At 53.0% G+C, this 23,249-nt stretch carries 22 protein-coding genes; 4 read left to right on the top strand and 18 right to left on the bottom strand.

Features of this window, described 5'->3' with window-relative positions:
* Nucleotides 1-2: 2 nt before the first annotated feature.
* On the bottom strand, nucleotides 3-1,724 hold the full coding sequence (locus BLV48_RS16635) for an acetolactate synthase 3 large subunit (RefSeq protein ID WP_091827922.1): 1,722 nt from the start codon (nucleotides 1,722-1,724) through the stop codon (nucleotides 3-5).
* A gap of 407 nt (nucleotides 1,725-2,131) precedes the next feature.
* Between BLV48_RS16635 and BLV48_RS16640 the strand changes: the two genes are divergently transcribed.
* Nucleotides 2,132-2,398, top strand: a complete 267-nt coding sequence (locus BLV48_RS16640; protein WP_091827923.1) for a hypothetical protein — start codon at nucleotides 2,132-2,134, stop codon at nucleotides 2,396-2,398.
* Nucleotides 2,399-2,401: 3 nt separating this feature from the next.
* Here BLV48_RS16640 and BLV48_RS16645 read toward each other — a convergent pair whose 3' ends face one another.
* From BLV48_RS16645 to BLV48_RS16690, 10 genes are all read right to left on the bottom strand, one after another.
* Nucleotides 2,402-3,235 carry a 23S rRNA (adenine(2030)-N(6))-methyltransferase RlmJ gene (locus tag BLV48_RS16645; RefSeq protein ID WP_091827924.1) on the bottom strand — a complete coding sequence of 278 codons (834 nt, stop codon included), beginning with the start codon at nucleotides 3,233-3,235 and terminating at the stop codon, nucleotides 2,402-2,404.
* A gap of 19 nt (nucleotides 3,236-3,254) precedes the next feature.
* Nucleotides 3,255-3,941, bottom strand: a complete 687-nt coding sequence (locus tag BLV48_RS16650) for a hypothetical protein (RefSeq protein ID WP_091827925.1) — start codon at nucleotides 3,939-3,941, stop codon at nucleotides 3,255-3,257.
* Between the two features lie 3 nt (nucleotides 3,942-3,944).
* Nucleotides 3,945-4,754: a response regulator gene (locus BLV48_RS16655; RefSeq protein WP_254775069.1), complete on the bottom strand. Its 810-nt coding sequence runs from the start codon at nucleotides 4,752-4,754 to the stop codon at nucleotides 3,945-3,947.
* Nucleotides 4,755-4,845: 91 nt separating this feature from the next.
* Complete coding sequence (locus tag BLV48_RS16660) at nucleotides 4,846-5,565, bottom strand: SIMPL domain-containing protein (protein WP_091827926.1); 720 nt, start codon at nucleotides 5,563-5,565, stop codon at nucleotides 4,846-4,848.
* Nucleotides 5,566-5,602: 37 nt separating this feature from the next.
* A complete protein-coding gene (locus BLV48_RS16665) occupies nucleotides 5,603-7,792 on the bottom strand; it encodes an OsmC domain/YcaO domain-containing protein (RefSeq protein WP_091827927.1) in 2,190 nt (729 codons plus the stop codon).
* 72 nt (nucleotides 7,793-7,864) lie between these two features.
* Complete coding sequence (locus tag BLV48_RS16670; RefSeq protein ID WP_091827928.1) at nucleotides 7,865-8,230, bottom strand: barstar family protein; 366 nt, start codon at nucleotides 8,228-8,230, stop codon at nucleotides 7,865-7,867.
* Nucleotides 8,223-8,609, bottom strand: coding sequence for a guanyl-specific ribonuclease (locus BLV48_RS16675; protein ID WP_091827929.1), 387 nt, complete (start codon nucleotides 8,607-8,609; stop codon nucleotides 8,223-8,225). Before BLV48_RS16675 ends, BLV48_RS16670 begins: the two co-directional genes overlap by 8 nt.
* Nucleotides 8,610-8,662: 53 nt before the next feature.
* A complete protein-coding gene (locus BLV48_RS16680; RefSeq protein ID WP_091827930.1) occupies nucleotides 8,663-10,147 on the bottom strand; it encodes a helicase HerA-like domain-containing protein in 1,485 nt (494 codons plus the stop codon).
* Between the two features lie 13 nt (nucleotides 10,148-10,160).
* Nucleotides 10,161-10,379, bottom strand: coding sequence for a VF530 family protein (locus BLV48_RS16685; protein ID WP_091827931.1), 219 nt, complete (start codon nucleotides 10,377-10,379; stop codon nucleotides 10,161-10,163).
* Between the two features lie 7 nt (nucleotides 10,380-10,386).
* A complete protein-coding gene (locus BLV48_RS16690; RefSeq protein WP_091827932.1) occupies nucleotides 10,387-11,679 on the bottom strand; it encodes a GGDEF domain-containing protein in 1,293 nt (430 codons plus the stop codon).
* Nucleotides 11,680-12,013: 334 nt separating this feature from the next.
* On the opposite strand from BLV48_RS16690, the gene BLV48_RS16695 reads away from it, so the two are divergent.
* A complete protein-coding gene (locus BLV48_RS16695; RefSeq protein ID WP_091827933.1) occupies nucleotides 12,014-13,546 on the top strand; it encodes a LamG-like jellyroll fold domain-containing protein in 1,533 nt (510 codons plus the stop codon).
* Nucleotides 13,547-13,774: 228 nt separating this feature from the next.
* On the opposite strand, the gene BLV48_RS16700 is transcribed toward BLV48_RS16695, so the two are convergent.
* Nucleotides 13,775-14,698, bottom strand: coding sequence for an AraC family transcriptional regulator (locus tag BLV48_RS16700; RefSeq protein ID WP_091827934.1), 924 nt, complete (start codon nucleotides 14,696-14,698; stop codon nucleotides 13,775-13,777).
* A gap of 296 nt (nucleotides 14,699-14,994) precedes the next feature.
* Between BLV48_RS16700 and BLV48_RS16705 the strand changes: the two genes are divergently transcribed.
* On the top strand, nucleotides 14,995-15,417 hold the full coding sequence (locus BLV48_RS16705) for a YidB family protein (RefSeq protein WP_091827935.1): 423 nt from the start codon (nucleotides 14,995-14,997) through the stop codon (nucleotides 15,415-15,417).
* A 195-nt stretch (nucleotides 15,418-15,612) separates the two neighbouring features.
* On the opposite strand, the gene BLV48_RS16710 is transcribed toward BLV48_RS16705, so the two are convergent.
* The 3 genes from BLV48_RS16710 to BLV48_RS16720 all read right to left on the bottom strand — a co-directional run bounded on the left by BLV48_RS16710 (nucleotide 15,613) and on the right by BLV48_RS16720 (nucleotide 19,997).
* Complete coding sequence (locus BLV48_RS16710; protein WP_091827936.1) at nucleotides 15,613-16,149, bottom strand: hypothetical protein; 537 nt, start codon at nucleotides 16,147-16,149, stop codon at nucleotides 15,613-15,615.
* A gap of 109 nt (nucleotides 16,150-16,258) precedes the next feature.
* Nucleotides 16,259-16,657, bottom strand: a complete 399-nt coding sequence (locus BLV48_RS16715; RefSeq protein WP_091827937.1) for a GFA family protein — start codon at nucleotides 16,655-16,657, stop codon at nucleotides 16,259-16,261.
* A gap of 289 nt (nucleotides 16,658-16,946) precedes the next feature.
* A complete protein-coding gene (locus tag BLV48_RS16720; RefSeq protein ID WP_091827938.1) occupies nucleotides 16,947-19,997 on the bottom strand; it encodes an AAA domain-containing protein in 3,051 nt (1,016 codons plus the stop codon).
* 412 nt (nucleotides 19,998-20,409) lie between these two features.
* Between BLV48_RS16720 and BLV48_RS16725 the strand changes: the two genes are divergently transcribed.
* Complete coding sequence (locus tag BLV48_RS16725) at nucleotides 20,410-21,360, top strand: IS110 family RNA-guided transposase (protein ID WP_091827943.1); 951 nt, start codon at nucleotides 20,410-20,412, stop codon at nucleotides 21,358-21,360.
* Between the two features lie 28 nt (nucleotides 21,361-21,388).
* Here the strand turns inward: BLV48_RS16725 and BLV48_RS18825 are convergent, their stop codons facing one another.
* The 3 genes from BLV48_RS18825 to BLV48_RS16735 all read right to left on the bottom strand — a co-directional run.
* Nucleotides 21,389-21,769, bottom strand: coding sequence for a hypothetical protein (locus BLV48_RS18825; RefSeq protein ID WP_139253951.1), 381 nt, complete (start codon nucleotides 21,767-21,769; stop codon nucleotides 21,389-21,391).
* Nucleotides 21,770-22,298: 529 nt separating this feature from the next.
* The gene (locus tag BLV48_RS16730) at nucleotides 22,299-22,718 is read right to left on the bottom strand and encodes a GFA family protein (RefSeq protein WP_091827939.1); all 420 of its coding nucleotides are present in this window, start codon (nucleotides 22,716-22,718) and stop codon (nucleotides 22,299-22,301) included.
* 99 nt (nucleotides 22,719-22,817) lie between these two features.
* A partial coding sequence (locus tag BLV48_RS16735; RefSeq protein ID WP_139253952.1) for an IS3 family transposase occupies nucleotides 22,818-23,249 on the bottom strand: 432 nt, incomplete at its 5' end.

Below are 23,249 nucleotides of genomic sequence, written 5' to 3' on the forward strand. Positions count from 1 at the left end.
GCTCAGGTCCTCTCTGTCTTGGTCAGCCACATGTCACGCATGGAACCGCGCGGTACCTGCATCGGATATACGTGTTCGAACGGATCGACCGCGATATCCATGAAGACCAGACGATCCTTCAGCGCGAAGGCTTCGCGCATGGCGCCTTCCAGGTCAGAGTATTTCTCGACCTTCATGCCCACATGACCATAGGCCTCCACCAGCTTGACGAAGTCAGGCAGCGACTGCATGTAGGACTGGGAGTGACGGGACTCATAGTTCATGTCCTGCCACTGGCGCACCATGCCCAGCGACTGATTGTTGAGGCACAGAATCTTCACCGGCAGATCATACTGGTTGCAGGTGGAGAGCTCCTGAATGTTCATCTGGATGCTGCCTTCGCCGGTGACGCATACAACGTCGTCATCCGGGAAGTTCATCTTCACACCCATGGCCGCCGGCAAACCGAAGCCCATGGTGCCGAGGCCACCGGAGTTGATCCAGCGGTTTGGCTTGTTGAACTTGTAGTACTGCGCCGCAAACATCTGGTGCTGGCCCACGTCAGAAGTTACAAAGGCGTTGCCATTGGTCACCTGGCTCAGCATTTCGATAACCTGTTGCGGTTTCATCAATGCGGAGTCATCAGTGCGGTAACGGCCACCGTGACGCTGACGCCACTCGTCGATCTGCTGCCACCAGGCGTGCAGTGCATCCTGATCCGGCTGTTTCTTGCTGCCCTTGACCAGCTGCACCATCTCTTCCAGTACCACTTTGGCCGGACCCACAATGGGGACATCCGCCTGGATGGTTTTGGAAATGGAGGCCGGATCAATATCGATATGCACGATCTTGGCAGTCGGACAGAACTTGTCACAGGCGTTGGTTACGCGGTCATCAAAGCGAGCGCCCACAGCCAGAATCAGGTCAGCATGGTGCATCGCCATGTTGGCTTCGTAGCTGCCGTGCATCCCCAGCATACCGATGAACTGACGATCGGTACCCGGATAACCGCCCAGCCCCATCAGGGTGTTGGTTACCGGGAAGTTCAGCAGTTTGGCCAGCTCGGTCAGCTCGGTACTGGCGTCACCCATGATGACACCACCGCCGGTATAGATCACCGGACGCTTGGCCGCCAGCAGCATGTCGGTTGCCTTCTTGATCTGACCGCTGTGACCACGGGTGATCGGGCTGTACGAACGCATCTTGACGTGTTTCGGAAACTCGTACGGGTAGCGCTCGGTCGGTGTGGTCATGTCTTTCGGCAGGTCAATTACCACCGGACCGGGACGGCCGCTCTCGGCAATATGGAACGCCTTGCGCACAATCGCCGGGATGTCTTCCGGACGCTGGACGCTGAAGTTGTGTTTCACGATGGGACGGGAGATACCGAGCATGTCGGTCTCCTGGAAGGCGTCTTCACCGATCAGATGACTCATCACCTGGCCGGTGATCACCACCATCGGGATGGAGTCCATGAACGCGGTCGCGATACCGGTCACGGCATTGGTTGCACCCGGACCGGATGTCACCAGCGCGACACCGGCCTTACCGGTTGCACGCGCATAAGCATCCGCCATGTGAGTTGCAGCCTGCTCATGGCGCACCAGAATGTGCTGTACATCTTCCTGCTGGAACAGAGCGTCGTACACATGCAGCAACGACCCGCCCGGATAACCATAGATGTACTGAACACCCTCGTCTTTGAGGGCGCGTACCACCATTTCTGCGCCTGAAAGTAATTCCACTGTTGTACCCTCTACTCAGCGCCGGCCACCTGCCGGCGAACTAACAGTTTCAGCGTTTCTGCAACGAGAACATAACCCGGCCGCGGAGCAATCGTATCGCCGGCCGCGCCCTGCCCGCAGGCATCATTGGATCATGTTCGGTGCTGGTCAGATGAGGATCTCTTATCTGACAGACCTGTTCTGAGACTTAAGCCGGGTTCGCTTAATAACCCCTTGTGACGTCGGGATTTCCTGCATGCCACAAGTCAAGAAAATAGCCTGACATTCTCGCACCTTGACAAGCTGCGATCAACCGCCTACGACCATTGAACGACGCCGATACTGTACAGGACAGCCCTCTGGGCGTTGTCGGGCATTAGCGTTATAGTAGGCGCATGTCCACGTTCTACATGCCGGAGAGCAAAACAATGAGCATTGCCGAGATCAAAAACAAGGAGCGCGTGATCAACGAGCTGCTGCGTTTTATCCGCAAGGTGCTGGTCGAGCCTGATATCAGCGAGAAAGCGCTGGAGATCGCTCGCAAGCATTTCAATGACAAGAACGCCGGCGTGTTGATCGCCGAAGAGCTGTCATCCACCACCAACGTCAAGATTCCGTTGGAACAGAGCGATGCCGACCGCCTGTTTCTGGAGCTGCTGATCGACGTGGTGCGTGACGAGAAAGCGCTGTACTGAGCCTCACTCAGGCACCAGCCATTCCACGCGCCAGCGCCCTTCCCCCTGCTGCAGCGTTGCCTGCAGCCAGGGTGAAACCTGCCCAAGTGTGGCATCCAGCTGCCAGGGCGGGTTGATCACCAGCATACCGCTGCCATACATGCCCCGTTCGCCTTCTGCTGCCGCCATTTCAAGCTCGGAACAGAGAATGTTGCGAATCCCGCTCGCCGCCAGTTCTGACTTCATCTTTTGCCATAGCCCTGCCGGCAGTAACGGATACCAGATGGCAAAGCAGCCATTGGGCCAACGCTTGATCGCCTTGCTGACAAAACGCACCAGCTGCTGGTATTCCTGCTTCACCTCGTAGGCAGGGTCGATCAACACCACCCCACGGTTGGGTTTTGGCGGCAACAGCGACAGCACCCCTTCATAGCCGTCACGATGATGTACCGCCACTCGGCCATCCTGACGGAATACCTGCTTCAGCGCTTCAGCCTCGGCCGGGTGCAGCTCCATTACACTGATCTGATCGGCATCACGCGCCATCTGGGCCGCGATCAGCGGAGAGCCGGGGTAATGTTGCAACGCCTTCCCGTTTACGGCTTCGACCTGTTCAAGGTAGGGCTGCACCGCTTCGGGAACCGACTGACGCCACAGGCGGGCAATACCCTGCTGGAATTCGCCGGTCTTGGCCGCCTGATCACCGTGCAGATCATACTGCGCACGCCCGCCATGGGTTTCCAGATAACTCCAGGGTTTGGCCTTGCGGTTCAACGCCTGCAACAGCAGAACCAGCGTCAGGTGTTTGTGAACATCGGCAAAATTGCCGGCATGAAAGCCGTGCTGATAGCTGAGCATGGTGTGTCCTGAAATGGGATCAAAGCGGGTCGGGCCGGATCTGCGGAACCCGAAGATGACGGAACTGGTGCTTCAACAGACTGGCGATTTGCTGCAGCGACTCGCGGTCGCGACTGTACAGCACGGTATCACCAGACTCGGCATAGGGCCCCAGCGCACCGGGCAGGCCGGAGCCAAGCTGAAACAGGGAGCCGTTGGTTTGGCCACTGCACTCGAACTGCCCCGGTTGTGATGCATACACCCAGCTGCGCCCCTGCCAGCGTGGCGGCTGGTCGGCGCCGGTGTTGAAGCAGATCCGCGCCCGCTTCAGTACCAGTGCATAACCGGTTTCGTTACGATGCTGCAGCTCGAACAGGTTCATTACACTGCCCTGCGCTACACTCACGGCCACAAAACCCCAATGCCCCTGCGGGTGACTGAACAGCGCCAGCATCCGTTGCGGGTCAGAGGTGTCAGCGGCATAACGGGCCTGATACTGCTGCGACAGCAGCAGTGGAGCCGAAATGCGGTAATAGGGGCCGCTCAGATAGTGCTGCACCAGCGCCTGCCCCAGCTGTACCTCGGCACGGCTGTCATACACGGGCACGATCGATAGTGGCAATGGGGAGACACCCAGCTCCTGTTGCCTTGGCTCAGACATCGGGGGTGGCGGGGCGGCACAACCGCCCAGCAACAGGGTCAACAGGAATGCAACTCGCAGTTTCATGACTTAACGCACACTGGCAATGTATTTGGACAGATGCGCCAGTTTGTCCGGGTCATCGTCCATAAAAAATACGTTCACGTCCACATAGGCCGCATCCAGCTTCTGTTCCGTGGCCTGTATCGAGGTGATGAAGCCATTGATACGCGCTACGCTGTCGCCTGACAGCTGTTCGATATCCACGACCACCTGTTCCAGCACCTGCGGAAACGCACCTTCATTCTTGATCACAACCTTCACTTCACGCAGGTTGAGATCCTTGATGGCGCAGCGGAAGGTCTGTTCGCTGTTGCGCAGCTGCGCCAGCCCCTTGGGCTTGGAGCGCATCTTGGCAGGCGCCGAAGCCTCGGCAGGTGTAGCCTTTTTATCTGCCTCAAGCATGGCCGCCGCACGCGCCTGCTGCTCAGGGCTCAGCTGCTGACGCTTATCCAGCGCCTTGACCATCTTCTGCACCAGCTGCTCACGGGTAAAGGGCTTGCCCAGATAGTCGTTCACGCCTGCCTGAATGGCCTTGAGCACATATTCACGCTCGCCACGGCTGGTCACCATCAAAAACGGCGTCTGTTTGTAATCGTCCTGCGACCGGGTCCACTGCAGCACCTCAAGCCCGCTCATCTCGGGCATTTCCCAGTCACACAAAATCAGATCAAAACGTTTCTGCTGCATGGCCCGAGTGGCTTCGGTACCGTTTTCCACTGCCATTACGCTGAAGTCGGGAAAGGCTTCCCGCACCATGGAGGTCACGCGCTCGCGGATGAAGCGAGCATCATCGACCACCAGAATATTGAGTTTGCTCATCGAACGCTGTGTTTCCATCAATGCTGCTGTCAGCCGACACTGTCCCACAAAGCGGCCCGGGACTGAAGCCCCGGACGCCGGGCTGGATCAAAAACAGCTGTTTAAAGACTTAATCGGACAAGTAATACTCGACCGTGGACACCACTCGTACCTGCTTGATGTGCGGATTGTTTCGGTCACGCTCACTGATGCTGAACTGGCCCTGAGAGGCACGTCGGATCTTGCCCAGCCGGCTTTGTGAGTCGGCCGCGAACTTCTGCGCCACTTCACGTGCATTACGGGTCGCCTCTTCGATCATCTCCGGCTTGACCTCATTGAGGCGTGTGAAGATGTACTCGGTCTGTGACTGATAATCACCCCCGGTCAATACGATGCCGCGCTTGCCCAGCTCGGGCAGCTCATTCATCACAGCCCGCACCCCTTCGATATTCTCCGAATAGACCGTAACCATGCGGCTGGCCACATAGCGGAACTCGGCACGGTTGTCGCCGCCATACTGCTGCGCCGAACGGTCGGTAATCACCGGCGGCGCATAGCTGATCTCGTCCGGCTGGATGCCATTTTCTGTCAGGAAATCACGAATCTGTGCCGCATTCACCTCCAGATCGGTGTACAGCGAGTCCAGATCATTACTGGCCACGGCAAAGGGGATCGGCCAGATTACGATATCGGCCTGATATTCTCGCTCCGACAGCCCTTTTACCGTCACCGTGCGATCAAGCTGTTTATGATCCAGCGCCGCCTTGCCCAGCAGGCCACCCAGCGCTGAAAGCCCAAGCAGAAGAAACACGCCCAGAATCAACGCCGATGAACGATTTGTTGTCAGCATTCCTTACCTCCACAGATCTGATGAAACCGACCGCCCCTCAAGACAAACCGGCCTTTGCTGCACGCGCGGCGTGCAATTTCCTGTAACTGTCGATCAGACGCAGGTGTCTGTCCAGTCCTTCCAGTTTCATACTGGTGGGCGTCAGGCCATGGAAACGTACCTCGCCCATGACAGAGCCGACCACGGCCTGCATCCGTTCTGCGCCGAACATGCGGGACAGGTTGGGCAGAAAATGGGCCAGCTCCAGTTCATCATCCAGTACCACTTCCAGCACCGCCTGCACGGCACGGTAGAACAGGCCACGTTCAACGGTATTGTCGTTGTACTGCAGGAACTGCTCCACCAGCTCCAGTGCCTCTTCATGGCGTTCAAGCGCCAGCATGATCAGCAGTCGCAGCTCCAAAATGGTGAGCTGACCCCAGACGGTATTTTCGTCAAACTCCACCCCGATCAAGGTCCGAATGTCGGTGTAGACGTCGAGCTGGCTCTCGTCCAGCCTCTCGGCCAGATCCGCCAGTTCATCATCACTCAAGCGGTGCAGGTTGAGAATCTCTTCACGGTAGTCCAGCGCCTTGTTGGTGTTATCCCACACCAGATCGTCCACCGGATAGACCTCGGAGTAGCCCGGCACCAGAATGCGGCAGACCGGCGCGCCCAGGTCTTCATACACCGCCATGTACACTTCCCTTCCCATCTCGGCCAGAATGCCGAACAGAGTATCGGCTTCGTCCTGGTTACTGCCAGAGAAGTTCCAGTGGCTGAAGTCATAGTCCGACTTCGCACTGAAAAAGCGCCAGGAGATTACGCCAGAAGAGTCGATGAAGTGCTCGACAAAGTTGTTCGGCTCAGTCACGGCCAGGCTGTTAAAAGTGGGCGGCTGGAAGTCATTCAAGCCTTCGAAGCTGCGGCCCTGCAGCAGCTCGGTCAGGCTGCGCTCCAGTGCCACATGGAAACTGGGGTGGGCACCAAACGAGGCAAACACGCCACCGGTGCGCGGGTTCATCAAGGTCACGCACATCACCGGGAACTGGCCGCCGAGGGAGGCATCCTTCACCAGCACCGGGAAACCCTGCTCTTCCAGTGCACGAATGCCTTCCAGAATGTCGGGGTATTGCTCAAGCACTTCAAGCGGTACATCCGGCAGCGCCAGCTCCTGCTCGATGATCTCTCGCTTCACCGCACGCTCGAAAATCTCTGACAAGCACTGCACCTGTGCCTCCACCAGCGTATTGCCGGCGCTCATGCCATTGCTGAGGTAGAGGTTTTCGATCAGATTGGAGGGGAAGTACACCGTTTCGCCATCAGACTGACGCACAAACGGCAGCGCACAGATGCCACGGTCTACACGGCCTGAGTTGGTATCGATCAGGTTGGAGCCGAACAGCTCGCCATCCGGGTTGTAAATATCCAGACAGTAATCGTCCAGAATGCCCTCGGGCAATGCGTCATCCGGCCCGGGCTGGAACCAGCGCTCGTTGGGGTAGTGCACAAACGCGCTATCGGCGATCTCTTCGCCAAAGAACTGGTCGTTATAGAAGAAGTTGCAGTTGAGTCGCTCAATGAACTCACCCAGCGCCGATGCCAGCGCGCTCTCCTTGGTGGCACCCTTGCCGTTGGTGAAGCACATGGGGGACGCCGCATCACGAATATGCAGCGACCAGACATGGGGCACGATATTGCGCCAGGAGGCGATCTCGATCTTCATGCCCAGATCCGCCAGAATCTGCGTCATGTTGGCGATGGTCTGCTCCAGCGGCAGATCCTTGCCCTCGATCCAGGTGGCACCTTCGCCTTCCGGCTTGGCCAGCAGTAACGCCTGCGCGTCTTCATCCAGGTTATCCACAACCTCGATTTCAAACGTGGGGCCGGTCTGCACCACCTTCTTCACGGTGCAACGGTCGATGGAGCGCAGAATGCCCTGCCGGTCCTTGTCGGAAATATCCTCCGGCAGCTCCACCTGAATCTTGAAGATCTGGTTGTAGCGGTCTTCAGGATCAACAATGTTGTTCTGTGACAGGCGGATATTCTCGGTGGAAATATCACGCGCGTTGCAGTACACCTTGACGAAATAGGCCGCACACAGCGCCGAGGATGCCAGGAAATAGTCAAACGGACCGGGCGCCGAGCCATCCCCCTTGTAACGGATCGGCTGATCGGCGATCACCGTGAAGTCGTCGAATTTGGCTTCAAGCCGGAGATTGTCGAGATAGTTGACCTTGATTTCCATGAGCGAGGTACCGGATGGGTGAATGCTTAACTTGAGCCGTATTATCCGGTTTTAGGCCACGATAGTCAGGTTTTATGTTTTGAATGTTGCCGCAGGCTGCTGGATCAGCACCTGTAACGTCAGCCCTTGCGCATCGGCGTAGGCACACAGATCCGTCATCAGTTGAACCCACACCGCCAGCTCCGGCTCATTCACTTTGGTGTCACGACCAATTGAAAACCGCCACACGGTTTCAGCCTCCAATTGGTCGACATGATCCAGCAGCACATCATAGGCGGCATCCCAGTTCTCACCGAAGTAATCCGGAAACTGAAACGCGGCTTTGAGGCGGCGCAGGATTGAAGCCTTGTTCAGGCAACCATTTTCATCCAACGGGATAGCCTGCGGGTCGGGCTGGGCATTGTGTTGCCAGATGATGGGAGCAGGCTTTTCAGTCATTCTGGTACCCCTGAATACGCCGGAAGGAACGATAGTGATCTTCCGTGTAATAGAACACTTCAGGAGGGTTTCCGCCTGTTACCACACGGCGTGGCCCACGGTGTGACAGCCCGGGTGTATCGACGGTGAATTCCCGGTAATAGCCCCTTGGCTTGATCGGCAATAATCGTTCGCGGTTCTCGAAGGTAATACCGTCACGCTGATAGGGATAAGGGCCGTTCTGGCGAATCCGCTCAAGCGTGTTGTACAGCTCCTGCTCTTGCGCAGAAAGATGGGACTGTCCTGTCGCGGGGGCACTGCCCAGCAGTCCATCAAGGTGACCACCCTGTAACTGGAACAGGCCAAATACGACAACCAGTGCGAGCAGGATTTTTTTCATGGCATTACTCCCTGAGCCCACTACCACTGGTCGCGGGCCTGCTAATCTGTCCGTTAACGTCCCTTGCCACCCAACAGTCCGCCCAACAGACCGCGCAGGATCTTGCGGCCCAACTGACTCCCGACCGTACGTGCCGCCTGCTTGGCCATGGTTTCGACCAGTCCCTGACGCCGCTTGCTGCCCCAGAGGAGGTCGCTGACCACCCCCTTGGACTCAGATGCTTCATCCTGTTCCGGCTTGGCTGTCTCCTTAACCGCTGAGCTTTCAGCCGCACGCTGGGCCAGAATTTCATAGGCCGACTCACGATTGACCGGCGTGTCATATTTATGCGCGACCGGACTGCGTGCCAGTACGGCTGCATGTTCTTCCGCGGTGAGGGCGCCCATGCGACAGCGCGGTGGACAGATGAGTGTGCGCTCGACCGGTATGGGCACACCACCCTCTTGTAAGGTGGAAACAAGCGCTTCGCCTACGGCCAGCTGTGAAATTACCTCCGCCACGTTCAGCCCAGGGTTGGCCACAAAGGTTTCGGCAGCGGTTTTCACCGCTTTCTGATCACGCGGTGTGTAGGCACGCAGCGCATGCTGAATGCGGTTACCCAGCTGCCCCAGAATTTCGTTCGGTATGTCATCGGGCGATTGTGAGCAGAAATAGATGCCGACGCCCTTGGAGCGAATCATCCGCACCACCTGTTCCACCTTCTGCCGCAGCGCGGCCGGCGCGTCATCAAACAGCAGGTGGGACTCATCAAAGAAGAACACCATCTTGGGCCGCTCCAGATCCCCCACCTCGGGCAGGTTTTCGAACAGCTCTGACAGCAGCCACAACAGGAAGGTGGAATACAGACGCGGCTTCAACATGAGACGGTTCGCCATAAGGATGCTGATCACGCCGCGGCCGCTCATATCCGTGCGCATCAGGTCCATGATCTCAAGCGCCGGTTCACCCAGGAAGGCGGTACCGCCCTCGCGTTCCAGTGACAGCAGGCTGCGCTGGATGGCGGCAATGGACTGGGCACTGACCAGCCCGTATTGAGCTGAAATATCCTTGCGGTTTTCCGCCACAAAGCTCAGCAGGGCGCGCAGATCGTCAAGGTCGAGCAGCAACAGGCCCTGATCATCGGCCAGCTTGAAGGCCACCTCAAGGATACCGGTCTGGGTATCATTCAGCTCAAGGATGCGGCTCAGCAGTGTGGGCCCGATCTCGCTGATGGTGGTGCGTACCGGGTGCCCGGCCTGGCCGTACAGATCCCAGAACAGCACCGGGCTCGCCTCGGTGGAAAACCCTTCCATGCCGATTTTGGCGGCACGTTGCATCAGCCTGTCGCTGGACTGACCGGCCATGGCAAGGCCCGACACATCACCTTTCACATCCGCCATGAACACCGGCACGCCCATGCGTGAAAAGCCTTCGGCCAGCACCATCAGCGATACTGTTTTGCCGGTACCAGTGGCCCCCGCAATCAAGCCATGTCGGTTGCCGTACTGGCCTAGCAACCGTACCGGTTGCTCACCCTTGCCGATCAGTATGGTGTTCATGCGATATCCGCCTTCAGCAGAACGTATTGATATACAAGGCTTCCACCTTGTCCCGTGCCCATTGCGTGCGACGCAGAAACTTGAGCGACGACTTGATGGACGGCTCGTTACAGAAGCAATTCACCCGAACCTCGTCATACAACCCTTCCCAGCCATAATGCTCGACCAGGCGCGTCAGGATCTTTTCAAGGGTCAGGCCGTGCAGTGGATTGTTGGGCTGTGTTTGGCTCATCTGTGGATCATCCTCTCACGTATACAAAACCATTCTTGCCGCTTTTCTTCACCCGGTACATGGCGCCATCCGCGGCCTTCAGCAATGACTCCAGATCTTTCCCGTCATCCGGGAAGCGCGCGATGCCGATACTGGCGCTGATATGGGCCTCATGGCCGAGCGCATGGATCGGCTGCGTCAGCGTATCGAGCATGCGTTGGGCAATGGAGGAGGCATCCGCTTCGGTGTTGTCGTGGGCAAAGAGCACCACAAACTCGTCACCACCGATTCGCGCCAGCAGGTCTTCTTCCCTGATCACCGCCTGCAGGCGACGCGCCGCTTCACGCAAAACCTCATCACCGGTGTTGTGGCCAAAATTGTCGTTAATCGACTTGAAGCCATCCAGGTCAATGAACATCAGCCAGAGCACCTGCTGATGACGGTCCGCATGGGCTAGTTCGGCCTTGGCCGCTTCCTGCATGTAATGCAGGCTGTGCACACCGGTCAGCCTGTCCTTCATCGCAATATCATGCAGCTCAGCACGGGCGGATTCGACAGCCTCCAGCGCTTCGTACAGTTCGGTGAAGTCATACTCCACCATCAGAAAGAGAAAGTCGCCGTTGAGCGGATGGCGGGTACGGCGTATATCCACACTGTGCCGCCGCGGCCCCTCGACAGTCTGCATGATGAAGTCCCAGCGTCCCTCCTCACCCGCCTGCACCCGCTGGAGACAGGCGTGCCCCTGAGCTGGATCGGCAAAGCGGGCAACAAAGGCACACATGCCCTCGTCCAGCGGTTGGTTGTACAGGTAATTGTAGGCGTCTGTTGCGGCGGGGTTTTCCACCACCGGATCGCCATCCAGCGTAAAGGTGGTGGCCGGCACACGGGTATAGCGCATCGCCTCCATCAACAGCAGGTTCTCGGGCTGCTCGCCCATGTTCACCTGCTCGTTGATATACGCAATGATGCCGCGATGCCGCTCCGGCCCCAGCAACACCGCCCGATGCATCATCAGCAGTGTCTTGGGCTTGCCATTCGGGTAGGTCGTCCAGGGATCAACCGTCAGGCCATCACGCACGGCCAATTCAAAGGTCTGAAGCGTCCGGTCGCGCGCACCCTGAGTATCACCGGACAGGTCCTTGTCGATCAGCGCTTGCAACGAACCCAGTCCCCAGAACTCTACCGCCGCCGAGTTGCCCCACCACCAGCCGTGCTTGTCGATATCAAACACCCACACCACGTTGGGAATCAGCTCATAGAGCCGCAATTCCTCATGGGTTGCGATATGAACCAGATGGCCATACTGGCTTGAATGCGTCACGGCTGAACATCGACCTCTGTGGTATTGAACAGGGTGCCACTATATTAGCTCAGGCCGGCCAGCTCCACAGGCACAAGACCAAGTGCGTCTTTGTGTGTACTCAAGGCCTCTGAGCACTGGACGAACCCCGTGCAGAACTGGAACTTGACCCTGTCACAGGTGGCCACCCACTTCCCAGGGCGACTGGAACATCACATCAGCCTATAAAGCTGGTTGGCTGACACAGAGTTTTGAACACCTTCCACGTTGTTCAAGCTACCACCAATACTCACTGTTGGTATACTCTGTGGGAAAAATATTACTGCTGGTTTGTCTTATTTAGGAGAGTTAATTAATGAAGTGCGTCCGTCGAAAACTTGAAAAACTCATATCCGCACTGGTTTTGCTGTTTTTCTGTGGCAGTGTATTTGCTACTGATTCAATGGTGAGTGCAGCAGACTCTATCGTGAAATTCCCGGATTTCACTTTAGGTGCCACAGGCAATCTAGATCCTAGCCAGCCATACACCGCACAGGTGTGGTTCAAACACACTGCGGGTACATCGGGCGATTACTATGCATTTGCAGCTGGGGTCACCTCAAGCATGGGTATGGGAGTCGTCTTCGGCGATCAGAGGCCATGGCCGACGATTAATGGTGGCAGTGGGTCCCCGAGTTCAGTTTTAACGTGTGGATATACACAGGATGCTCAAGCCTGGGTGCACAAGGTGGTTGTATGGACAGGATCCCAGTACGACATTTATATAAATGGCACTAAATGCGGAACGCACGAAAAAACAGACGTTATCAACACCGGCAGTTCCGGCCTTTTTCTTGGTGGGCAATCGACCTCCACAGGTAGCGAACTTGACGGTGAGATAGATGATTTCGCGATTTGGAGCCGGGCACTTTCTGATACTGAAGTAGCTGCACTATACAACGGCGGGTCTGGCCTACCGGCAGATAGTGATTCCGGTAATTACGGTGGGAGCGGAAGCTTAATCGCACTCTTTACATTCGAGGGGAATTCGATCTGCCCAGTCGTTGGAGACTTTGGTACAGCACAAATTATTGGCACTCAACCCACTTTTAGTTCAAACGCATTCGCAAACACAACGACCCAGACAACCCAGACATCTGCAAACTGTAGCTCACCACAACCTCAGGCAACGCTAACAGTCTCAGCCACTCCGACCTCAATCAATGTCGGAAATACCAGCGCACTATCTACCTCCGGCGGGTCCGGTACCGGCGCAGTAACTTATTCTGTTGCTTCCGGCCCTTGTACAGTCTCTGGTAGCACTCTAACTGGTACGGGAGCCGGCACTTGTAGCATTACAGCCACCAAAGCCGCTGACTCAACCTATACCTCAGCAACCTCAGCTGCAATTGATGTAACCGTTAACGCTGTGCTCACATTACCAGAGCCCGGCGGCAGTAACGTTACTATCCCTGCTGGCAATGGATCGCTTATCTCCTACAGCAAGATTACAGACCCAACGCCTCCAAGTGGCGTTTTGGTTGGCGATCAGATTGGCACTTACAGCTTTACCGCGACCGGGGTCTCGGGTTCTTTAACAATCACGATTGATGTTGGTGCTCCGATCGCAGCTGGCACTAAGATTTATAAGGTCAACGGCTCAACTTGGACAGAGATCACCACAGCCACATTTGGGGAAACCACCGTTACGTATACTGTGACCGATAACGACCCTGTCTTGGATCTAGATCCCACTGCAGGGAGGATTCAAGACCCTGTTGCGCTGATCAGTCCTGTCTTATCCTCTGGGTCTGTCACGCCAGTGCCAGTGTTGCCCCTTGGCGCACTCTTGCTGCTCGGCGGTCTAGCAGGCCTTCTGGGAATGCGTCAGCTGCGCAAAGCTGACTGATCAATTCCTCAAGCAGCCAACAGAAGCCTCGCCTAGTGCGGGGCTTTTATCGCTGCGCCGTGATTCTCTGATCAACCGGCAATACCTCGGTTACTTGCGCAAGGCGATTTACAGCACCAAGACGGTGAAAGCCGTACATCGCCAGTTCTGCAAGCTCTCCGCTGGTTGGCTGACACAGAGTTTTGAACCTCCTCCCATGTCAGCCAGGGTTATGCAGCATAATGCTGCTTAAATTTCTTTGAGCTTGACGTAAATTTCCATCTCTATGTAGCCATCCACTCTTGCATCGTTAATATATCGTTCCATTAATGGAAAATTATCGGGCTCAAATCCGCTATCAGGCAACCAGTCGGAGTAGATACTTAATTGAGCTCGAAGCGTTTCCTCTGGAGTGCCCTTGAAATAGAGCACCGCATACTTTCCACTTGGTATTTCAGACTGTGAAAATGGCGGCTTAATCTGCATATCCGCGCCAACCACTATCGCAGCCGTGTAACGGCACTTATCGATGGGTGTAACCGCTGGATTATCAAACGCAAACGCAAATCGCTCCTGCTCTTTGCTTTCGATTCCATTATTAGAAGCCCACTCTATAAGCTTATCCCATGCTTTATATATATACTCAGGCTCATAGCCTCCCTCTGAAGCTAAAGTACATACTCTTTTAGCCTCAAGGTCTCTTACTTCAACATTCATTTTCTTCCCCTCAATGTTTAATTCATTCATCACACCATTAGTGATGCGAGCAGGATACAAACATGAAGGATCAAAATCTTTTCCATACTTGCTATTTATTTTTCCAATCTTGCTATTTTTTATTTTATCTGGATTCCTTATCTCTGATGGACTAAAACCAAAATACAGTTTTACCGCTTTTGAAAAGTTGGCACCTGATGAAAAGCCACTTTCCAGAGCCACCTGGGTAATAGACAAGTCACGTTTGAAAACCAATAAATTTACTGCTTTTTCAATTCGCCTCCTGGCAATGTAATCGTTGACGGTTTCACCAACAAGGCCTGTAAAAATTCGGTGAAAGTGGTATACAGAAAAGTTACTTATATCTGCCAATTCAGCCAGCGATATTGGCTTATATACATTCCCTTCAATGTATTGAACTACTCGGTCTATACGTTTCTTGTATTCTTTTTTCATAAGCGCCTGACTTTTCGATACAGGTCATGAGCCCCGTACTCCAACGAAACCATGTTATCTAACCATTTCTGACAATATTCGTCAGTCTTTTCTTGTGAGCTGGCGGTGTCACCTGCTGCTTACGGAGGCTTGCTCGACAACTAAGACTCGAATATGAAACGTAGTTCGGGCATTCTTTGATACCGAGCTGGACAAGCTCTAACCCACACGCACCCGGTCAGAGGCGCAGCGTTCTGGCCGGCACTTACACCGATACCACCGGAGTGCAACACACTCACGGGACACGAGGATATAAAATGAGCCTAATCAACATGGCAGCACAACTATTCATCAGCAAACTGGGCAGCAACGGTGACCAACTCAATCTGGGCAGTGTCGTCACGGCCCTGCAGAACCTGCTGCCGACCCAGAATGGCGAACTGGACCTAAGTGCCCTGATCGCACAATTTACCAACGGCAACGAAGGGCTCGCCAACCTGGCCTCTTCCTGGCTGAGTGGAGGTGACAACGCTGCCCTTTCACCCTCGACCCTGCTGGATGTGCTCGGCAACGACCGCATTGCAAACTTTGCCAACAGCCTGGAACTGGGGCAGGACACCGCCACCAGCGGCCTGGCGCAGATGCTGCCGGAACTGATCGATAAGAACAGCGAAAACGGCGACCTGTTGGGCAACGCTGTCGGCGGCCTGGCCAAGGGCCTGCTCGGCAAACTTTTCTAACCTGCGGGATTCGAGCTCCAAGTGTCCACACAACTTGGCCAGGTCAGATGCGTCCCGGTAATCCATAGTTGTGCGATATTCATGAATATCCCTCAATTATCTTGCGCCACATAAGGCCGTGTTAAAGGATCTCAATAGCGAAGCTATTGAGATCCCAGGGAGCGAAGAAACAGACTTTCGGTGCCTTGTTAAAAATCACTTCAAACCAGCCTCACGAAATTTTCGTAATAAGGTACTAATTCCTTGCGACCTAAAACAAAGATAAAATCCTATAGCCATTTCAAGAACGGTCACTATTTGATCAATAATGTATTCGTTGCCCCTTCCTTGCTGCCACATTCCACTTATTCTGCTATGGGAGGAATACCACCACCAGAGGGCGTTTTGAACGAAATCAGGAATAGCCCATGAAAGTATATATACACCAATTACAGTAAATATTGATACTTCAATATCTTTAGCTGTTCCATCAAAAATCACTTCATTTTCTTTTGTTTTAGGCAATATCCATCTAGATATAAGAGCAGGGTATTTAATCATAGTAATTGAAGCCATGAGCATCAAAACCACCAGTCCGATAGAGACATAGGCAAAGAGGCTCATATCTTCTTCAGATATTGAACGATACTGAATTACTGCTTGGTATTGATTAGCGCCTAAACGAAAGACATTAACAAACACATAAATACCTAGCAACCTAATTCCTACTGATAATATTTCGATACTTTTCATGACTTCCTTGTACTTTTAACCCGCAACAAGCGGGCGGAAAAGCGTAGTTGTTTGGGCTCAGTGGAGGACCAAAGGGCCGGAACTAGTTTAATTGCTTTGTTATCAATTTTTAATCATATTCAGTGTATTGAGGCAAATCATCTGTAATCTCAAACCAAGAGGCCTTGCTGCCTACAAACACATGGCATTTGGCCTGTACACCTGGGTCAGTATCAAGTGTTCCGAGGGGGAAGCCATAAATCTCAGGGTGTGCATCGAATTTCGTGTAGAGACTGGAGCCACAATTAGAGCAAAAACCTTTGTGCTCCCCCGGAGATGATTCATAAAACTTTATCAACTCTTGGCCCTGTATGGTGTTCCAATCCGAGGAATTGACCTTAGCACGGGTTCTGAAGGCAGAGGCATGAAGCTTCCTACACATTGAGCAGTGACAGTGCAGAACATCTGTCAGCGGACCGTTGATTTCGTATTGAACACCTCCACAGAGGCAACTTCCTGTTTGTTTCATGGATTCCTTTCCTTGAGTGATAACTCGTAATTTAGAGGCCGGAACTGCGTGGCAGCGGTGACCCCAGCCCCCCTGTAGGCGACTACTGTCACTTGATACTGATTGAGCCTTCTCCCCAGCTCAGCGGTTCACCCGCTAAGCTGGATGGCGACCAAGCACAAAAAGGAGAAGACTCATGAACTTCTACCATAGCACTCATCAGTATTATTGCGGTATCGATCTGCATGCTCGCATGCCTCTAAGTATGTATCCTCGATCAATCAAACGTGACTTGCCCCGCTTAAAGCAATTAGTTCGCTTTTTCTGCTCTTTGAACACCACGTATTAAGACAAGGCCTTGTCTTAACAAACCAGACGGCGAGCCTGCAGCGTTCGCTCCGAACACATTCGGATCACCAAATACTATAAATGCATCTTTTGCCCGAGAAACGGCAACATTCAACATGTTCGGACCAGCATCATAGAATTTGCTGCTATCTTTATTGTTTTCGCCGTATACACTTGAAAACAGTACGATCAAACGCTCGTCGCCTTGCAAGCTATGTACAGTACCCACGGTAAGCCCTTCAATGCCTACGTTTCTGAGTTCAGTGCGAATTAAGTCGGCCTGTTTGCTAAAAGGCGTGATAATGCCGACAGCGCGACGAAGCACACTGGCATCGTCCAAGGTTTTAAACTCTTTATCTTGCTGCCTTGCATAAGCCAGCAGCGCTTGATGTTGCTCTACTAGCCACTGAGCAATCGCTTTTGCCTCTCCAGCGTTGCCTCGGCTGCCACCAAGCGATTGGGAGGGCGAATAAACAGGCTGTAAAGCCATGGTACCCCAAGGAACCTCATGTTTAGCATTACCACGAAGAGGCTCAAGTACTCCCTGGTACACCAAGTCATTACAATAGCTCACAATATCGTTAAAACAGCGACGATGTTCAGTGAGATACAAACCACGCTGCAGCTGTTCAAACTGATGATAATGACATTGTCTTTGCGCCAGTCGCATCACGCTACCACTACTTGCAAGCATGCCACTACCCAGCCATTGTTCATAATCTTGCTCATCCTCCAATAGATTGAACATAGCCAAGTTAGAGCGATCAACACTGGCGGGGATGCTCCATACCGGTTCGATTTGGTCGGTATCACCCACTATCAAGGCTCGTTTCGCTAAAGCAAAGCTGGCCGCAGAAATATCTGGAAGGGCCTGGCCTGCTTCATCTACAATAAGCAAATCAATCTCTTCTAGCTGCGGTAAATCGGCCCAACTCCCATCTTTAAACTCTCCCCCCATGAATGTATTTGGTACCATATAAAAGGTAGAGACAAAGCAAGGCGTTAACTTGGCATAGCGTCGAAGCTTGCGCAGTAGTTTGAATGGTGATTTTTTGTCCTGATCGTTGCTTTCAACAAAAGCTCTGGTCTCCTTTAGCCAACGTCCTTCAAAGTAGTGTGTCGCCAACTTAAACAGGCGGAAACGGTAGTAACGGTCATTCAGCTCCGCTACTTGCTCGGGTACTGTTTTGCTAAAAAGCGCCAGCTTTTCTGCAGGCACAAGCCAAGTATTAAGATTGTCCTGCTGCAAATGGAAGCTCGATAAACAGCCTTCCGCCCTAGTGAGCTGTTGCTGCAGTTGGCTCATTTTGGTGCGGATTCCCTCTATTTGCTGGTTCAGCGCCGCTTCTACCTCATCATCGCTGAAAACTTCGAGTGTCTTGTCCCATTGGTTCAACAATCGTGCTGTCTTACGTGATTCTTGCTTTCGAATCCCAGGCAACCACATCAATAAAGAGACCCACCATTTGCGCGACTCCCAAAGTTCATAAACCGCATCCAGTAGAACTTTCTCTTGCTTATAGGCCTGAGAGTGTTCGGTAAAAGCTGCTTTGAACTCAGTTATGCTTGTTTCCAAGGATTCCACTGAACCATACTGCTGTTCAATACTACGCAAAACCAACTGCCAAGCTTCTAAATAGTCAAAGCCCTGTCTGATCTTATGCTGAGTCGCACACATTTCTTTGTGCAAAGTAGCCAGTGCATCATCAACACTCTTACACTCAATTTGCTTCCAGTTTTCGGCTTTGGCGAGGAAATTTTTCTGCGCCTCAATGATAAACGTCTGAGTTTGCCAGCCTTCCATGCAGCCCTCGCCTTTAGGACCAGCGTAGCGATAGGGATTATATTGGTTAGCTTTTTTCCCCGAGCAGAAATACAAACCATAACTGTCTACCTCTGGCAGCCAGCGCCCCTTCAGGCATTCATCCAGCCCTGTTTCGTCAATTCGAGCAAAGCTTTCCAAAATATTTGTTACCGCCTGATTATTGTTTGAGGTGGCGACTATTAATGGTGCCTCACTTTGACTCAGTGCCGCTTGTGTCCAGAGATTAGCGACAACCGAGCGCAACAAGGTTGTTTTTCCCGTGCCTGGCGGCCCGTTTACTGCCAGAATCTCACCTGACTCTTGTTCAATAAAGTGATGCAGTACATTGCGCTGTTTCACCGAGAGCGGAAACTCGCCCGACATCTGGCCCACATGCTGTTTTGCTAGTTCTGCATTGTCCTGTTTGTCAGCGTATGCACTGAGCTTGGAGCTCTTACGATTACTGTATATTTGATAGAGCTTAGGGAAGCACCCTTTATCTACCATAAAGTCCAGTACCTTTAGCATCTTGGCTTTCGCACCTACAATGGGCGTATTCAACTGCAATAAGCACTGGTCGCTTAATGTATATTCGGGCGATATAGCCAGCTCACTCAGTTGTGTAGCAGGTAGCTCATCACTGGCTTCACGGTAGGTTTCACCGGTTGCTTTGCATAACAGCCTGGTGCAATAGGCAGTGAGCTGCGACCAGTTTGCTATGCCTTCAAATGGATGCTGAGTAAAAAATGCATCCAGTAAGCCCATTTCGGTGAAAGGCTGCGTGGCACTTTGGGTTGGACCAATCCAGATACGTGGGATCCAAGGTGCTTTGTTGGTTGGTTGCAAACTGCCATCGCGCTGTAAACTAACAAACACAACCAAGGGCATCAGTACACGTCGTTTTCTCTGGTCGCGTTCTCCTGTCTGATAATTAAGGTGATCGATACGGGGAAAAATGACGATTTCCAGCTGTTGTAAAGGCGGCTTATTTTTAGGTTGCCGCTCTTCAATGATTTTCTCTGCTAAGTCTGGATCGACTCGCCCCTGCTGCCAAAGGGAAGCAGAGAGTGCCATATAATCCGCTCTGGGGTCTTGATTTTTATCCGGACCCAATACCGGAAGAATATCCTTATCTTCAGGGCAGAGCCTGTCGGCGTCGATTAATGACTGGCGAAAATAGCGACTAATTCGGTTGAAATACTGGGTCATTACTGGCTCTTATTAGGTGGTTTTTTGCCCAAATAATCTAAGGGGCACGCGAATTCAGCTCCCTGATGCATCCAGATGAACAGGCATGCTTTAAATTCAGTCAAGAGCCATATGGATACACATAACGCTTCAATAATCGGCGCAGCTTTGCTGCGTCCGGCGCCGTAGGCGCGAAGTTGATTGACTTGTATGGATAATTCTCTGCGTTTTCCGGGTGAATTGGGACCCACCCTCAACGGCCATTGAGGGCCTTCATGCAGCAGCTCGGTGTAGCGCCGGCTCCTCTTGCGAGAGACCGATAACAAGTGCGTAGCGCTGCATGACTCTTTAGCGATAACTCGAACAGTCATCGGCACCCAAAGGGCATCACAGGCCCCGAGCCCGCATAGCAAGGCAGAGTTAGCTTATGACCATACACACAGAAAGCCAAATCCAAATCAACGTCGGCGTAGACGTCGGCAAATCCAAACTCGATATCGTCCTGCATCCGCTGGACCTCCATTTCCAAATTCCGAACGACGAGGAAAGCATTCTCAAAGTCATTCACGTACTGAAAAAGCGCAACATCGAACGCATTGTGGTCGAAGCCACAGGGCGCCATGAGCACGCCTTCGTTTTCGCCTGTGACCAGGCCAATCTTCCCATTGTCGTGGTCAATCCAATCAGCATCAGGCGATATGCCCAAGCCATTGGCGTACTGGCTAAAACGGATAAGATCGATGCCAGTGTCATCGCCCGTTTTGCCGCCACCATACAGCCTGACATCAAGCCAATTCCTGATAAGCAGTCTCGCCTTATCAAGGACTTACTGATTCGCCGCAGCCAGCTACTTGAGATGCAAACCATGGAGAAAAACCGACTCCAAATCTTGCCCAAAGCGCTGCATCGTTCCATCAAAACACTGCTTCGCTCATTACAAACCCAAATCAGTACCATCACCAAACAGATCGATGAAGCCGTCATGCAGGTCAAACACTGGCGCACCAAAACGGAGATCCTGACCAGCGTGCCGGGCGTCGGTAAAGTCCTCGCCTATACCTTGCTCAGCGATCTACCAGAGCTTGGCAAACTCAATCGCAAAGAGATCGCTGCACTCGTCGGTGTCGCACCCATGAACCGCGAAAGCGGCTCCTGGAATGGCAAACGGCGCATCCGCGGAGGCCGTCACCGTATCCGCACGGTCATGTTCATGGCGATGCTGTCATCAATCCAGTGTAACCCTGTGTTCAAACGCTTCTACGAGCATCTGAAAGCCCAGGGCAAGCTACCCAAAGTGGCCATCATTGCCTGCATGCGCAAGCTGATCGTGGTGCTCAACACCATGCTCAAGAATGAGACACGATGGGGCGAAAATATGGCTTAAATATTTAACTAGACACCACAGTCACTTGTTAATGTGTATTTGTGTACTCAAATGCTGTGAAAAACGGCTCTGCTTGCGGCCTATATGAAAACGATTTTTCCATAATTTCTTGGAAGCACTGAGCGAATCTAGATTCACCTTCGCGCCAAGAATATACTACAGACCCTCGTATATCTATTTGAACCACAACAATGAAGTCGGTGGGATTTGAGCTTGTTCGTTGGACACAAACCGGGAAGGCACGTGATGCAAGCTCCCCTTGAGCATTTACCAACTTCTGGATATCGGAAGAAGACAAAGCACTTTCCGAAGAGTCTGCCCTAACTTTTGCCTCATTAAATGTCAGAGGACCAGCAGCTACCGGAATAGAAAAAGCTAGCGCCGTTAGAAGAAAAAGTCCGTATTTCATTAATGCCTCCATTCTTTTTGCACATTAACCCCTGCCTATGGGGCCGAACGTAGCGCCAGCAAAGTGGAGGTCCCAGCCGGGATAGCGGCGAACATCAGGCTTTTGTTATGTTTTATTCTCATTGTGCTTCCCTTCGCAGACTTTTTTATACCAGGAAATCCTTTCAAGCCGATCTACGTCGTCAGCAGAATTCCACTGGCTTGGACATTCTACTGAGTGCCGAATACAATAGTCCATGTGCGTTATTGATGCTGCGAAATTACCGCGATGATATTCAATAATGCCCAGGTCTTCATGGACTAATGGCAACATGGAGTCTTCAGGACCGGCTTCAAGGATACTGATCAGCAGATTATAAGACTGGTCGTACTGTTCCCGAAGAAGTAGCCCATGAGCTTTACCAAAACGGGCACTCAATCTGAAACTCTTAAATATCATACTGCCTCACAAACATAACGCCAATATTAAGCGGCGCCCGTGTAGCGCAGCGAAATGGGCGTCCGGTGTAGGACCGAAGGCCCGGAACGTACTACAACAATTTGTTAAGTGATTCCAGGCTCTCAGGGCCGCCCTCCAATCGAACGCACTCAGCGAATTCTTGCTCCCATGGCGCGGCGGAGGCTGTGTGGAGGTGAACAGAAACCCTTGATACGGCGAGTTCATCGAGCAAACCGGCTGGAACCCAAACCATCTCGGTGCCCCGCAGGCTATTTGGAACCGGACTTCCACAACTTGAGCAAAAATCGCTCCGGAAACCACTTGGCTTTTGGTACGACCGGATCTCGCTTTGGCCTGAGACCCAACGAAAACTAGAACCTTGCACAAATGTGGCAGCGTTAGCGGCAGCCCCAGTGGCTTTGCGGCACAGCGAGCAGTGACACTGATAGAGATTCCGTATCTCCCCATCAATTTCGAATTTCACGCTTCCGCAGAGACATTCACCTTGCATCGATCAATCCTTTGGCACTTAACGCCCGCATTTGCGGCTGGTTTGGAGTGCAGCGGAAAACCAGTGATCTTCCCCCGATAAATCGGACACCTACGCTGCTCATACCGTCATTACTTCATATTCAACTGGACTTAGGTAATTTAAGCTTGAGTGTAGTCGAACTCGATTATAAAAGTGCTGGATGTATCCGACCAGCTTATCTCTCAGATGCATTTCGCCATAAAAGACATTTTCCTTTATCAGCTCACCTTTCAAGGTATGAAAGAACGACTCCATTTCCGCATTGTCTGTACACATACCTGGACGGTTGGCACTGGCTAGAATTCCGTGTTGCTTTAGAAGCGACTGGATCTCGTGGGCACGGTATTCAACCCCACGATCCGTATGAAAAATCAGACCAGGATCAGGTCGTCGGTTACGCAGCGCCATCTGTAATGAGGCCTTCGTCAGTGATACCGTCTTCTGCTTACCCAAAGACCAACCCACAATACGACGGGAATATAGGTCGATTACCGCAGCCAGATACAGCCA

The organism is Marinobacterium iners DSM 11526, assembly GCF_900107855.1.
In the GTDB taxonomy this organism is placed as follows: Bacteria; Pseudomonadota; Gammaproteobacteria; order Pseudomonadales; family Balneatricaceae; genus Marinobacterium; species Marinobacterium iners.

Coding starts and splice junctions, on each gene's coding strand:
- BLV48_RS16710 (WP_091827936.1), bottom strand. CDS start 16,149: ATGAAAAGTATCGAAATATTATCAGTAGGAATTAGGTTGCTAGGTATT.
- BLV48_RS16680 (WP_091827930.1), bottom strand. CDS start 10,147: ATGAACACCATACTGATCGGCAAGGGTGAGCAACCGGTACGGTTGCTA.
- BLV48_RS16655 (WP_254775069.1), bottom strand. CDS start 4,754: ATGGAAACACAGCGTTCGATGAGCAAACTCAATATTCTGGTGGTCGAT.
- BLV48_RS16730 (WP_091827939.1), bottom strand. CDS start 22,718: ATGCAAGGTGAATGTCTCTGCGGAAGCGTGAAATTCGAAATTGATGGG.
- BLV48_RS16645 (WP_091827924.1), bottom strand. CDS start 3,235: ATGCTCAGCTATCAGCACGGCTTTCATGCCGGCAATTTTGCCGATGTT.
- BLV48_RS18825 (WP_139253951.1), bottom strand. CDS start 21,769: ATGAAATACGGACTTTTTCTTCTAACGGCGCTAGCTTTTTCTATTCCG.
- BLV48_RS16650 (WP_091827925.1), bottom strand. CDS start 3,941: ATGAAACTGCGAGTTGCATTCCTGTTGACCCTGTTGCTGGGCGGTTGT.
- BLV48_RS16705 (WP_091827935.1), top strand. CDS start 14,995: ATGAGCCTAATCAACATGGCAGCACAACTATTCATCAGCAAACTGGGC.
- BLV48_RS16720 (WP_091827938.1), bottom strand. CDS start 19,997: ATGACCCAGTATTTCAACCGAATTAGTCGCTATTTTCGCCAGTCATTA.
- BLV48_RS16640 (WP_091827923.1), top strand. CDS start 2,132: ATGAGCATTGCCGAGATCAAAAACAAGGAGCGCGTGATCAACGAGCTG.
- BLV48_RS16675 (WP_091827929.1), bottom strand. CDS start 8,609: ATGAAAAAAATCCTGCTCGCACTGGTTGTCGTATTTGGCCTGTTCCAG.
- BLV48_RS16715 (WP_091827937.1), bottom strand. CDS start 16,657: ATGAAACAAACAGGAAGTTGCCTCTGTGGAGGTGTTCAATACGAAATC.
- BLV48_RS16695 (WP_091827933.1), top strand. CDS start 12,014: ATGAAGTGCGTCCGTCGAAAACTTGAAAAACTCATATCCGCACTGGTT.
- BLV48_RS16660 (WP_091827926.1), bottom strand. CDS start 5,565: ATGCTGACAACAAATCGTTCATCGGCGTTGATTCTGGGCGTGTTTCTT.
- BLV48_RS16685 (WP_091827931.1), bottom strand. CDS start 10,379: ATGAGCCAAACACAGCCCAACAATCCACTGCACGGCCTGACCCTTGAA.
- BLV48_RS16700 (WP_091827934.1), bottom strand. CDS start 14,698: ATGAAAAAAGAATACAAGAAACGTATAGACCGAGTAGTTCAATACATT.
- BLV48_RS16670 (WP_091827928.1), bottom strand. CDS start 8,230: ATGACTGAAAAGCCTGCTCCCATCATCTGGCAACACAATGCCCAGCCC.
- BLV48_RS16665 (WP_091827927.1), bottom strand. CDS start 7,792: ATGGAAATCAAGGTCAACTATCTCGACAATCTCCGGCTTGAAGCCAAA.